Annotated in this window: 11 protein-coding genes; 7 read left to right on the top strand and 4 right to left on the bottom strand. The window is 65.1% G+C overall.

Going from position 1 to position 12,160, the window contains the following annotated elements:
• The first annotated feature begins 76 nt into the window (after positions 1-76).
• The 3 genes from L7H23_RS07140 to L7H23_RS07130 are packed head-to-tail and all read left to right on the top strand — an operon-like array spanning position 77 to position 2,399.
• Positions 77-550, top strand: coding sequence for a DUF2141 domain-containing protein (locus tag L7H23_RS07140; protein WP_237838653.1), 474 nt, complete (start codon positions 77-79; stop codon positions 548-550).
• Between the two features lie 6 nt (positions 551-556).
• The gene (locus tag L7H23_RS07135) at positions 557-1,528 is read left to right on the top strand and encodes a diacylglycerol kinase family protein (protein ID WP_237838652.1); all 972 of its coding nucleotides are present in this window, start codon (positions 557-559) and stop codon (positions 1,526-1,528) included.
• 10 nt (positions 1,529-1,538) lie between these two features.
• Positions 1,539-2,399 (top strand): hypothetical protein, encoded by an 861-nt coding sequence (locus L7H23_RS07130; protein ID WP_237838651.1) that lies wholly within the window; start codon positions 1,539-1,541, stop codon positions 2,397-2,399.
• Between the two features lie 31 nt (positions 2,400-2,430).
• Here L7H23_RS07130 and L7H23_RS07125 read toward each other — a convergent pair whose 3' ends face one another.
• The 3 genes from L7H23_RS07125 to L7H23_RS07115 all read right to left on the bottom strand — a co-directional run bounded on the left by L7H23_RS07125 (position 2,431) and on the right by L7H23_RS07115 (position 5,946).
• Positions 2,431-4,392 carry an ATP-binding protein gene (locus tag L7H23_RS07125; RefSeq protein WP_237838650.1) on the bottom strand — a complete coding sequence of 654 codons (1,962 nt, stop codon included), beginning with the start codon at positions 4,390-4,392 and terminating at the stop codon, positions 2,431-2,433.
• A 113-nt stretch (positions 4,393-4,505) separates the two neighbouring features.
• A complete protein-coding gene (locus tag L7H23_RS07120; protein WP_237838649.1) occupies positions 4,506-5,708 on the bottom strand; it encodes an aminotransferase class I/II-fold pyridoxal phosphate-dependent enzyme in 1,203 nt (400 codons plus the stop codon).
• Position 5,709: 1 nt separating this feature from the next.
• Positions 5,710-5,946, bottom strand: a complete 237-nt coding sequence (locus tag L7H23_RS07115) for an acyl carrier protein (protein ID WP_039571860.1) — start codon at positions 5,944-5,946, stop codon at positions 5,710-5,712.
• A gap of 164 nt (positions 5,947-6,110) precedes the next feature.
• On the opposite strand from L7H23_RS07115, the gene L7H23_RS07110 reads away from it, so the two are divergent.
• From L7H23_RS07110 to groL, 4 genes are all read left to right on the top strand, one after another.
• Positions 6,111-6,683 carry a Pycsar system effector family protein gene (locus L7H23_RS07110; protein ID WP_237838648.1) on the top strand — a complete coding sequence of 191 codons (573 nt, stop codon included), beginning with the start codon at positions 6,111-6,113 and terminating at the stop codon, positions 6,681-6,683.
• Between the two features lie 100 nt (positions 6,684-6,783).
• A complete protein-coding gene (locus L7H23_RS07105) occupies positions 6,784-8,181 on the top strand; it encodes an MATE family efflux transporter (protein WP_237838647.1) in 1,398 nt (465 codons plus the stop codon).
• A 133-nt stretch (positions 8,182-8,314) separates the two neighbouring features.
• Entirely contained in the window at positions 8,315-8,602 is a 288-nt protein-coding gene (gene groES, locus L7H23_RS07100) for a co-chaperone GroES (protein WP_237838646.1), read from the top strand.
• A 42-nt stretch (positions 8,603-8,644) separates the two neighbouring features.
• Positions 8,645-10,288, top strand: coding sequence for a chaperonin GroEL (gene groL, locus L7H23_RS07095; protein ID WP_237838645.1), 1,644 nt, complete (start codon positions 8,645-8,647; stop codon positions 10,286-10,288).
• Positions 10,289-10,359: 71 nt separating this feature from the next.
• Here the strand turns inward: groL and L7H23_RS07090 are convergent, their stop codons facing one another.
• Complete coding sequence (locus L7H23_RS07090) at positions 10,360-12,156, bottom strand: hypothetical protein (RefSeq protein ID WP_237838644.1); 1,797 nt, start codon at positions 12,154-12,156, stop codon at positions 10,360-10,362.
• Positions 12,157-12,160 lie beyond the last annotated feature (4 nt).

Genomic DNA, 12,160 nt, shown 5'->3' with positions numbered 1-12,160 from the left:
TCCGATTCAAGGGCAACAGGGACCCATGTCAGCGTGGTTTGCTGGCGTGGCTATAACCACTTGGAGCTATTGCGTCATGTCGAAATTTCTGTCGACTTCGCTCTGCGTGGCTCTGCTGGCCGTCTCGGTAGCAGCGAACGCAGAGGGGCAGGTCATCTCGAACGATCTGTCCAAATGCCGGAGCGGACCGTCCACCCTGGTCCAGATCAACGGCGTCAAGGCCGGGACCGGCCGTATCCGCGTCCAGAGCTATCGTGCCAACGCGTCCGAATGGCTGGCGAAGGGCCGCTGGATCACGCGTGTCGAGGTTCCCGCCCGCGCCGGATCGATGACCGTCTGCGTGCCGCTGCCGGCTGCGGGCAGCTATGGCATCGCGGTGCGTCATGACGTCAACGGCAATGGCAAGACCGACCTGTCGGCCGATGGCGGCGGGATGTCGAACAACCCGAGCATCAACATCTTCAATCTCGGCAAGCCGAGTTACAAGAAGACGGCGTTCGAGGTCGGCAACGCGCCGCGGACGATCTCCATCTCCATGAAATATATGTAAGCGGGGATGGCGAGCGTCGCGCTTCTTTCCAATCCGCGGTCGACGGGGAACCGTGCCCTGTTGCCGCGGGTACGCGAATATTGCGCGGCGCATCCCGACATCTTCCATTACGAGGTCGAGGACGTCGCCCAGATCGGCGAGGCGATCCGCACGATCGCGATGGTCTCGCCGCGCGTCATCGCGATCAATGGCGGTGACGGCACGGTGCAGGCCGCGCTGACCGAGCTCTATTCGGGCGGTCATTTCGATGGCTCGCCGCCGCCGGTCGCGGTGTTGCCGAACGGCAAGACCAATCTGATCGCGCTCGATCTCGGTGCCGAGGGAAATCCCCTGAAAGCGCTCGAACGCGTCGTCGAACTGGTCGAGTCCGGCCATCTCGACGATCATGTCATCGAGCGCCAGCTGATCTCGCTCGACGGCGGGGATACCCGGCCGGTGCTCGGCATGTTCCTCGGGGGCGCCTATCTGGCCGACGTGATGCTCTATTGCCGGAACCGCATCTATCCGCTCGGGCTGCCGAATGGCGTGTCGCATGTGCTGGCCGCGATCCTCGGCCTGTTCGCGATCATCTTCGGCCTCGGCGGCGGGCGCCTGCCGCCCAAGCCGCAGCCGATGAAGGTCTCGCTGATCCGCCAGGGCGAGTTCAAGGGCAAATTCTCGCTGCTGATCGTGACGACGCTCGAGAAATTGCTGCTCAATATCCGTACCAGTGAAAGCCACGGCTCGAACGGCAATATGAAGCTGCTCGCCACCGAAACCAGCGTCGGTGCGCTGTTCCGGATGCTCGGCGCAACGTGGCGCGGCACGCTAGGGCAGAAGCCGCTCGAGGGCGTGCATTTTCAGCAGGGCGACGAGATCCGCATCGAGGGTGAACGCTCGAACGTCATTCTCGACGGCGAAATCTATCAGGCGAAGAACGGCAAGCCGATCATCCTGACCTCGACGCAGCCGGTGCCATTCCTGCGCCTCGCGGCCTGAGGCCGCGGCGATGTCCGATATCACGAGCCTCGTTCGCGAAGAGCTGTCCGCGCCCGTCGATCCGCGCGTCGCGGCGATGGCGGCGGCGATCGCGGCCCGATATCCGGGGAGCGCCCGCGCGGTGCTCTTTTATGGCAGCTGCCTCCGCGAGAGCGAACTCGACGGACTGATGCTCGATTTCTACCTGATCGTGTCCGACTATGGCGACGCCTATCCGAAGCGCTGGATGGCGATCGCGAACCGGCTGATTCCGCCGAACGTCTTTCCGTTCCAGCATGACGGGCTGATCGCAAAATATGCCGTGCTGAGCGAGGCCGACTTCGATCGCCTGAACGGGCCGGAGACGCGCAACGTTTCGGTGTGGGCACGTTTCGCGCAGCCTTCGCGGCTCGTCTGGGCCGTCGACGACACGGCGCGGGGTCGCGCGGTGACTGCGGTGGCGCGCGCCGCGCCGACCTTGCTTGCCGCGGCTGGACGGATCGCCGGCGAAGCGGTGCTCGACTGGTGGCGCCGTGCCTTTTCGCTGACCTATTCGGTCGAACTTCGCGCCGAACGCACGACGCGCGCGCAGTCGGTGGTCGATGCCGAACCCGATCGCTATGTGCGTTTCGGCGAGGCGGCAGCGGCTGCGATACAGGCCGAAGCATCGGGCGGCGGCTGGGCGCGCCGCCGGATCGAAGGCAAGTTGCTCAGCGTCGCGCGTCTGGCAAAGGCCAGCCTGACCTACGCCGGCGGGATCGATTATCTCGCGTGGAAGATCAACCGCCATGCGGGCACGAAGATCGAGATCAAGCCGTGGCAGCGCCGCTGGCCGCTCGTTGCTGCGCTGACGCTGGTGCCCCGCCTGATGAAAAGCGGCGCAATTCGCTAGGCATTTTCCTTGGGAAATGCGTCGAACGGGATCAGCTGGCCAGCCGCTGGCCTTCGGGCCTCGCGTCGCCGCTGCGCCGGATCGCCTGATCGAGCGCGGTCAGCGTGAAGGGTTTGCGCAGGACATCGTGATCTCCGAAAGCCGCAATCTCGCTGGCGTCTCCGGCGTAGCCGGTGACGAACAACACCGACAGTTCGGGCCAGCGCTGCTTAAGCTGTGCGACCATTTCGGGCCCGGTCAGTTCGGGCATCAGCACGTCCGAGAGGATGAGGTCGAAGCCGCCGTGGCGTTCGACCAGCGTCTCGGCCTCGAGCGGATTGGCACAGGCGACGGCCTTGTGTCCGAGCTCCTCGACCGCATCGACGGTTGCGATGAGCACGCGCTTGTCGTCCTCGACGACCAATATGCTCAGCGTATCGGCCGGCGCAGCCTCGCCGGGGTCGCCATCGGCTTCGCTTGCCGACGCGTGGTGCTGTTCGGGCTTGGCGACGGGGAGCAGCATCGCAACGCTCGTTCCTTCGCCCTCGGTCGATGAAATCTGGACCTCGCCGTCCGACTGGCGGCAGAAAGCGAAGACCTGGCTCATGCCGAGCCCCGTGCCCTGACCTGCGGGCTTGGTCGTATAGAAGGGATCGAACACGCGCTCGAGGACTTCGGGCGACATGCCGCAACCCGTATCGATAACCTGTACCGCAAGCGCCGCAGCCTGATCCTCGTCGTCGCGCAGCGTCCGGATTGTCAGCGAGCCATGGCCGTCCATCGCGTCGCGCGCGTTGACCGCGAGGTTGAGCAGGGCATTTTCGAATTGCTGCCGGTCGACCCAGCACGACAGGCCTTCGGCCTTCAGGTCGAGCGTCAGGGCGATGCGGTCGCCGATCGTCCGCTCGATCAACTCGCCGAAGCCCGCGATGCACTCGTCGACGAGCACCATTTCGGGCCGCGCGGGTTCCGAGCGTGCGAAGGCGAGCAGACGGCGGGTCAGGTCGGCGGCGCGGTTCGCGCCGTCCATCGCGTTGTTCATGTGCCGTTGCGCCTTTTCGGGCGCGCTGACGACCAGCCGCTGGGCGAGCTCGAGCCCGCCGACGACGACGGCGAGCATATTGTTGAAGTCGTGCGCGATGCCGCCGGTCAGCTGGCCGACCGCCTCCATCTTCTGTGCTTGGCGGAGTTGCGCTTCGGCGGTCTCGCGTTCGTTCATCTCGCTGCGCAGCGCATCATTGGCCCGCGCCAGCTCGACGGTCCGTTCCTCGACCGCTGCCGACAGCAGCATGGCGCGATCGGCCTCGAATAGTGTCTCGCGGCGCGCGGCGCGGCGCTCGCTTTCGGCGCGGACGAGCGAGACGGTCGCCGCGATCGCGATCACCGCCGCCGCGGCACCGAGCAGCGAGAAAAGGAGGATCGCCTGGTTCAGGCTCGCCCGGTCCGACGCGGCCAGGCGGTTGCGTTCGGCGAGGATCGTCCGCTCGTTGCGGATCAGTTCGGAAAGCAGCCGGTCGATGCGGATCAGCGCGGCGTCATGTCCTGCGGCATTATATTTGGAGATGGCGGCGACGGTCTGGCGATAATTGGCGCTGAGCGCGGCATCGCCGAGCTGGTCGCCGCGCGCCTTCAGTTCGGCGGTCAGCTTGCCGACGAGCTCGGCCTGCTTCGGGTTGTCGCGGACGTTGCGCTGAAGCAGCGTCAGATATTGCTGCGATACGCCCCACTGGTGCTGATAGACGCGCCCGTCCTCTTTCTGCAGCCCGACCGCGAAGCGCCCGAGCGCGGCTTCGGAGCGCGCGAGCGCGGCGTCGAGGCTACGTGTCTGCGAGATCACCTCGAGGCTGTGCGCCTGCCAGCCGAGCGAGCGGTCGTAATTATCGTTCGCGCGAGAGAGCAACAGGACGAGCGCGACGACGACCCCGGTCAGGATCGCCCCCAATCCGATCGTCAGCCAGAAGCGCAGCCGCTCCCGCCGCCCCTCGGCGTCATTTTCGAAATCCCTCTCGAACACGCGGAACTTGTACCGGACAAGCGTGGCGGGGCAAAGCGGGGAAGGCCGTGCAGCCCGTCCCGCGCTTCAGTTCGCCGTGAAAAGGAATCCGCTGGTCGGCGAGGTACGCCGCTTCAGCCGATGATCCCGGCGCGCTTGCCTGCGCGTTCGAAGCGGCCGAGGATCTCGTCGACCTGCTCGCTCGTGTGCTCGGCGCACAACGAGCAGCGCAGCAGCGTCATCCCGGCAGGGGTCGCGGGCGGCCGCGCGAGGTTCACATACAGCCCCTCTTCCAGCAGTGCTTCCCACATCATCGCGCCGCGTTCGAGATCGGGCATGATGACGGCGATGATCGCCGACTGCGGTTCTTCGGTGCCGAGCTGGAAACCGAGCGCGCGGAGACCTCCGTGGAGCTTTTTCGAATTTTCCCACAGATGCGCGCGCTTGTTCGACCCGTGCATCAGCTTGCGGATGCTTGTCGCGGCGGTCGCGACGACGCTCGGCGGCAGCGAGGCGGTGAACACATAGGGGCGGCAGACAAGCCGCATGATCTCGAACTTCGGATGGTTCGACACGCAGAAGCCGCCGACGGTGCCGACGCTCTTCGAAAAGGTGCCGATGACGAAATCTACATCGTCCAGCACGCCCTGCGCCTCGGCGACACCGCGGCCATGCTCGCCGATGAAGCCCATCGAATGCGCCTCATCGACCAGCACCATCGCGCCGGCTTCCTTCGAGACGCGGATCATCTCCTTCAGCGGCGCAATGTCGCCGAGCATCGAATAGACGCCCTCGAGCACGACGAGCTTGCCCGCCTCGGGGGGCAGGCGCTTCAGCCGCTTTTCGAGCGCCTCGACGTCATTGTGGCGGAAGGCGACGATCTCGGCGTCACCCATCTTGCACCCGTCATAGATCGACGCATGGCTGTCGATGTCGAGGATGACATAGTCGCCCTTGCCCGCGATCGTCGAGATGATGCCGAGGTTCGCCTGATAGCCGGTCGAGAACACCATGGCATGGTCCATGGCGTAAAATTCCTTGAGCGCGTCCTCGCACTCCTTGTGCCCCTGATAGGTGCCGTTGAGCACGCGGCTGCCCGTGGTGCCGCTGCCGAACTTGTCGAGCGCGTCCTTGCCCGCGGCGATGACATCCTCGTCGAAGGTCATGCCCATATAATTATAGGTGCCGAGCAGGATCGTCTCGCGGCCGTTGCAGATCGCGACGGTGGGCGAGACCACCTTTTCCATGACCAGGCTGAACGGATCGGTGACGCCCGTCGCGAGCAGCGTCTCGCGCTGCTGGATCAGCGGATCGAACTTGGAAAAGAGATCGGTCATGTCAGCCCTGCAGCTTTTCGACCGCGGCGACGAGCTGGCCCACGGTCTCGATCTCGGCCTGCATGTTCATGCTGATGATGATGTCGAACGTGTCCTCGACCTCGGCGACGAAATCCATGACGGTCAGGCTGTCCCATTCGAGGTCGCCGGCGAAGGTCGTCGCATCGGTCAGCTCGACGCCCTTCTTGTTGAAGGGGGCGATCAGGCCGTAAATCTGGTCGGTGAGGGCGGTGCTCATGTGGTGCGTCCCATAAAGGAATAAAGTTGCGTGCGGCATGCCGCGATGGTCCTCGCTTGGCAAGCGAATGCGGCGGGAATCGGGCAGCATCTTGCCGTTCGCGGCGCTTCATGTCATCCGTGTGACCGGGTCGCTGGAGCATTCGGGGCAGGGGATGGGACTGTATGGACAGCGAAAAGTCGAACGGGGCGGCTGAGCGGCCGGCGATTTCCTTTCCGCCGAATGCTGTACACCTCGTCCGCACCAACCAGCAGATCACGATGCAGCTGTCGCAGATGGCCGACCAGAAGGCGTCGATCCTGATGGGCGCGACCTTCGTGGTCTTTACGCTGGCCGTCGGGCAGGCGCGGGTCGGGGCGGGCGCTTTCGCAATGCCGCTGACGGTACTCGCGACCTTTTCCTTCCTGTCGGCGCTGCTCGCGATCTCGGCGGTGCTGCCGCGCGTCGGCAAGGCGCCGCCGGCGGTTTACCGGGACGGCAAGGATCACAGCAACATCCTGTTCTTCGGCCGCTTCGAGCAGATGGACGAGCAGGAGTTCATCGATGCGGTGAAGGCACGTCTCAGGACCGAGGAAGATCTTTACGAGACGATGCTACGCGACACCTACCAGAACGGCGTGATCCTCGCGCGGCGCAAATACCGGTTTCTGGCCTATGCCTACCGGCTGTTCGTCGTCGGGCTGACGCTGACCTTCCTCGCCTTCGCCTATGAAATGGCAATGGTCTGGAGCAACTGAGCCGCGGCTGTTGCCTTTTTGCCACCCCCGACGAACGAAACGTTTCGCTGCGTCTGGATCCTATTGAACCGCCCCCGGGCCGCGCCTATCCGGGCCGGCTATGCTGGAGCAGGCTGCCCCCCTGACTGCGGATCGTCCGCAGAATTTCCGCTCGGAATTCCGCGCGACGCTGGCGCTTGCCGTGCCGCTGGCGGCGGCGAACCTGCTTCAGATGATGGTCCATGCAATCGACGTCATTTTCGTCGCGCGGCTCGGTGACAGGGATCTGGCGGCCTCGTCGCTGGGAGTCTCGATCTTCGGGCTCCTGCTATGGACCGGAACCGGTCTCGTCAGCGCCGCAGCGCCGCTGATCGCCGCCGAACTCGGCCGGCGCAAGCACAGCGTTCGCGAGGTGCGCCGTACGGTGCGCATGGCGCTGTGGCTGAGTGCGCTCGTCTCGCTTCTCTTCATGGGCGTCTGTGCGCTCGGCGGGCCGATCATGCGTGCGACGGGCCAGCCCGAAGAGCTGACAACGCGCGCGGCCAGCTTTCTGCTGATCCTGATGCTCGGCATGTTCCCGATGATCGCGGCGGCGGTGCTGCGCATCTTCGTCTCGGCGCTCGGCCGCCCGGCGATCGCGACGATGATCACCTTCGGCGCGCTCTTCGTCAACGCGCTCGGCAACTGGGTACTCGTGTTCGGCCATCTCGGCATGCCCGCGCTCGGCCTCCACGGGTCGGCGATTTCCAGCGTCATCACTTCGACCCTGATCCTGCTGGCCTATGTCGTGGTCATCCAGAGCGACCGGCGCCTTCGTCGCTATCGCCTGTTCGGCAACTGGTGGCGCAGCGAATGGAGCCGTTTCTTCGAGATGCTGCGGATCGGCACGCCGATCAGCCTGACCATTCTGGCCGAAGCCGGCCTGTTCACCGGCGCGGCTTTCCTGATGGGCCGCATCGGCAAGGCGCAGCTCGCGGGACACACGATCGCGCTGCAGGTCGCGGCGCTCGCCTTCCAGATTCCGTTCGGGGTCGCGCAGGCGGCGACGATCCGCGTCGGCCTAGCCTATGGCGCAAAGGATCATCGCGGGATCGGAATGGCGGGCTATGCCTCGCTGGCGCTCGGCATCGGCTTCATGGGTTTTACCGCGCTGTTGATGTGGCTGTTCCCGTCGCTCGTCCTGTCGATCTATGTCGACGTCGATGCGGCGCGCAACGCCGCGCTCGTCGGCTTCGCGATGCAGTTTCTTGTCGTCGCTGCGGCTTTCCAGCTGTTCGACGGGGCGCAGGCCGTCGCGGCGGGCGTTCTCCGCGGCCTGCAGGACACGCGCATCCCGATGATCATCGCCGTCTGCGGTTACTGGATCGCGGGTTATGGCACCGCGATCTACCTCGGCTTCTGGACTCCGCTCGCGGGTGTCGGCGTATGGATCGGGCTCGCGGTGGGGCTCATCGTCGTTGCGGCATTGCTGCTTGCGCGCTGGCGGATGCGCGCCCGTCTCGGCCTGCTACCGGCCTGACCGAAAAGCTTCACAAGATTCTTGTAGCGCGGCGCTTGACGCCTATCTGACTCCCACCCATATGGCGCCGTGTTAGCACTCGCCCCTTGTGAGTGCTAAGAACGATATCATTTCCATCTCTGGAGGGATTTCCATGCAATTTCGTCCGCTGCACGACCGCGTGCTCGTCCGCCGTATCGAAGCCGAAGAAAAGACGGCTGGCGGCATCATCATCCCCGACACCGCCAAGGAAAAGCCGCAGGAAGGCGAAGTCGTCGCCGTCGGCAGCGGCACCAAGGCCGAAGACGGCAAGGTGACCCCGCTCGACGTCAAGTCGGGTGACCGCATCCTGTTCGGCAAATGGTCGGGCACCGAAGTCAAGGTCGACGGCGAAGAGCTGCTGATCATGAAGGAATCGGACATCCTCGGCGTTCTCGCCTGAGCCCATTCTTCCCAGTTTCATTCTATTTGAAGGAGCATCCTCATGGCTGCCAAGGACGTTAAATTTTCGCGCGACGCGCGCGAGCGCATCCTGAAGGGCGTCGACATCCTCGCCGACGCCGTCAAGGTCACCCTCGGCCCCAAGGGCCGCAACGTCGTGATCGACAAGAGCTTCGGTGCGCCCCGCATCACCAAGGACGGCGTCAGCGTCGCCAAGGAAATCGAACTCAAGGACAAGTTCGAGAACATGGGCGCACAGATGCTGCGCGAAGTCGCCTCGAAGGCGAACGACAAGGCCGGCGACGGCACCACCACCGCGACCGTTCTCGCCCAGGCGATCGTTCGCGAAGGCATGAAGTCGGTTGCCGCCGGCATGAACCCGATGGATCTGAAGCGCGGCATCGACCTCGCCGTCGGCAAGGTCGTCGCTGACCTCGCCGCACGCTCGACCCCGGTCGCCGGCACCTCGGAAATCGCGCAGGTCGGCATCATCTCGGCCAACGGCGACACCGAAGTCGGCGAAAAGATCGCCGAAGCGATGGAAAAGGTCGGCAAGGAAGGCGTGATCACCGTCGAGGAAGCCAAGGGTCTCGAGTTCGAACTTGACGTCGTCGAAGGCATGCAGTTCGACCGCGGCTACCTGAGCCCCTACTTCATCACCAACCCCGAAAAGATGACGGTCGAACTGGCTGACCCGTACATCCTGATCTTCGAAAAGAAGCTGTCGAACCTCCAGTCGATGCTTCCGATCCTCGAAGCGGTTGTGCAGTCGGGCCGTCCGCTGCTGATCATCGCCGAGGACATCGAAGGCGAAGCGCTCGCGACCCTCGTCGTGAACCGCCTGCGCGGTGGCCTGAAGGTCGCGGCCGTCAAGGCACCGGGCTTCGGCGATCGCCGCAAGGCGATGCTGCAGGACATCGCGATCCTGACCGCCGGCGAAATGATCAGCGAAGACCTGGGCATCAAGCTCGAGTCGGTTACGCTGAACATGCTGGGTCAGGCGAAGCGCGTCACGATCGACAAGGACAACACCACCATCGTCGATGGTGCTGGCGACCATGATGCGATCAAGGGCCGCGTCGAGCAGATCCGTGCGCAGATCGAAACCACGACCAGCGACTATGACCGTGAAAAGCTGCAGGAACGTCTGGCGAAGCTCGCCGGCGGTGTTGCCGTGATCAAGGTCGGCGGTGCGACCGAAGTCGAGGTGAAGGAACGCAAGGACCGCGTCGACGACGCGCTGCACGCGACCCGCGCTGCGGTCGAGGAAGGCATCGTCCCCGGCGGCGGTACGGCTCTGCTGTACGCCACCAAGGCCCTCGACGGCCTGAAGGGCGCCAACGACGACCAGACCCGCGGCATCGACATCGTCCGCAAGGCGATCGAAGCGCCGCTGCGCCAGATCGCGGCCAACGCCGGCCACGACGGTGCGGTTGTCGCCGGCAACCTGCTACGCGAAAATAACCAGGAGCAGGGCTTCAACGCCGCGACCGACGTCTATGAAAACCTGAAGGCCGCCGGCGTCATCGACCCGACCAAGGTCGTGCGCACCGCGCTTCAGGACGCCGCGTCGGTGTCGGGCCTGCTGATCACCACCGAAGCTGCCGTCAGCGAGCTGCCGGAAGACAAGCCGGCAATGCCGATGGGCGGCGGCGGCATGGGCGGCATGGGCGGCATGGACTTCTAAGTCCGTACCGTTCGGCGCTCAGCCAACGAGAAACGGGGCCGGAGGAGCAATCCTCCGGCCCTTTTCTATGCTCAACGCGCCTTCTTTTTCGCTTCCTTGATCGCGGCGCGTTCGGCGAAATAGCTCTGATATCGGGGCTGGAGGTCGCGTTCGATCTGTGCGGCGGTGATGATCCGCCCCTTCTGGCCGGCGAGTTCGGGCGGCAGGTTCGCCGTGTCGACCAGCTGAATGCGCGCCTGGGCCTCGAAACCTGAATCATAGGTCGAAGAACCGCCCCAATAGCTGACCATCGTCGTCTGCCGCGCGAAACTGCGGCTCGCGAGCACCAGAAAACCGTCCTTGCCTTCCTGGCGCGCGAGGTGCGCGGAGGCGAGAAGCAGCATTTCCTCCATCATGGCCTTGCTGCCGAAATCGGTTTCGTAACGGACGGTGCGGATGTTCCCGTCGCCTTCCTTCGACTGCGACCAGCCCGGACCGCCACCGAACCAGAGCATGCTCGGGCTCGATCCGAATTTCGGAACCAGATCGAGCGATTCGGGCTTTGGCAGCAGGGCGGCAAGCTCGCCCGGATCGACCATTCCCAGTCCGGCGAGCATCTGGCGCGTCGCCATGTCGGCGGTGGCCTTTGCCTCGCGGGCCTGACGTCCTTCGACCTGCCGCATCAGTTCGACCAGGATCGGCAGGACCAGCGGCGCCTTGTCCATCTCCTCGGCTTTTTTCTCGATGCCTTCGATCGTCAGCGCGCCCCGATCCTGCCGCAGCGCGATCAGCGTTTCGGCGAGGGCGATCGACTTTCCGGCCTCCTCGCCCTGCTTCACGCGGGCGAGATACTGGTTGACCTTCCACTCGGCCGCGCGGCGGTCGAGCGACCGCGGATCGGGACCGGCATAGTCGGTGATCGCGGCGCGGCTTTCGGCGAACAGCGCGTCGGCTTTGCTGCGGTTGCCGAGCGCAGCCGCCACATAGGCGCGCAGGCTGCCGAAAACGACTTGCCGGTCGAGTGTCTCGAATTCGTCGGGGCCGCCGATGATCGCCCAGCCGCCGCGCATCTTCGGCTCGCGAAGGCTGATCTGGTCGCCCGATTGCGCGGCATCCTCCAGCCGGCCTTCCACAAGGTCGATCAGGAACAGAACCCGCAGCATTTCGGGGTCGATCGGTATACGCGCCTCTGACAGGCGGCGCAGATTTGCCGGTCCCGGGGTGATCACATTCTCCAGCCGGTCGGCGGCTTCGACGATGCTCGATGCATAGGGACGCGCGGCGCGAACCTTGCCGAGCAGGGCGATGGCCTCGTCGGTCTTGCCGAGCTGGCGCAGTGCCTGGGCCCGCAGAAGGTCGTTGCCGACCCCGATCCCGAGCTTGAAAAAGCCGTCGTTTGCGGCGGCGCCCAGCCGGTCGGATTCGTCGAGCGCGGCGATCGCCAGCCGGTTGCCGCCCAATATCGTCAGCGACAGCGCGCGGCGCTGCAGAATCTGGGCGCGATAATAGCCGGCGGCGTCGGCCGGGGGCGCCTGGGCCAGCAGCTTGTCGCAGGCGGCGAGTATCGACTTTGCCATCCAGGACTTGAGTGCCCCGCCCTTGATGCAGGCCTGCCGGTTCTGCTCCTGTTCGCGGCGCAACTGCTTCAGTATCTTCTTGTCCAGCGTCGCCGGCGGCGGTGCCTGTACCGGTGTCGCGCCCCAGCGTGCGGTTTCATCCTCGATCGAATCGGCACGCAGGACCGACGGCGGGGCGGGCGGCGCAACGACCATCTGCACCGGCGGCGGTTGCGGCGCCGAAATGATCTTGTTCCCCGCCTCTTGCGCCCCCGCGCTGCTGGCACTTGCCAGTACCCCTGCGGCGATAAGCCGCACCCCCCGGAATTGCATGCCC

Source organism: Sphingopyxis sp. BSN-002, from assembly GCF_022024275.1.
In the GTDB taxonomy this organism is placed as follows: Bacteria; Pseudomonadota; Alphaproteobacteria; order Sphingomonadales; family Sphingomonadaceae; genus Sphingopyxis.
Note: the sequence above shows the minus strand (reverse complement) of the source record. Positions and strands in the feature narration are given on the sequence as shown.

Bases quoted from the DNA above. Each gene is read 5' to 3' on its own strand.
- L7H23_RS07140 (WP_237838653.1), top strand. From the start codon at position 77: ATGTCGAAATTTCTGTCGACTTCGCTCTGCGTGGCTCTGCTGGCCGTC.
- L7H23_RS07135 (WP_237838652.1), top strand. From the start codon at position 557: ATGGCGAGCGTCGCGCTTCTTTCCAATCCGCGGTCGACGGGGAACCGT.
- L7H23_RS07130 (WP_237838651.1), top strand. From the start codon at position 1,539: ATGTCCGATATCACGAGCCTCGTTCGCGAAGAGCTGTCCGCGCCCGTC.
- L7H23_RS07120 (WP_237838649.1), bottom strand. From the start codon at position 5,708: ATGACCGATCTCTTTTCCAAGTTCGATCCGCTGATCCAGCAGCGCGAG.
- L7H23_RS07115 (WP_039571860.1), bottom strand. From the start codon at position 5,946: ATGAGCACCGCCCTCACCGACCAGATTTACGGCCTGATCGCCCCCTTC.
- L7H23_RS07110 (WP_237838648.1), top strand. From the start codon at position 6,111: ATGGACAGCGAAAAGTCGAACGGGGCGGCTGAGCGGCCGGCGATTTCC.
- L7H23_RS07105 (WP_237838647.1), top strand. From the start codon at position 6,784: ATGCTGGAGCAGGCTGCCCCCCTGACTGCGGATCGTCCGCAGAATTTC.
- groES (WP_237838646.1), top strand. From the start codon at position 8,315: ATGCAATTTCGTCCGCTGCACGACCGCGTGCTCGTCCGCCGTATCGAA.
- groL (WP_237838645.1), top strand. From the start codon at position 8,645: ATGGCTGCCAAGGACGTTAAATTTTCGCGCGACGCGCGCGAGCGCATC.
- L7H23_RS07090 (WP_237838644.1), bottom strand. From the start codon at position 12,156: ATGCAATTCCGGGGGGTGCGGCTTATCGCCGCAGGGGTACTGGCAAGT.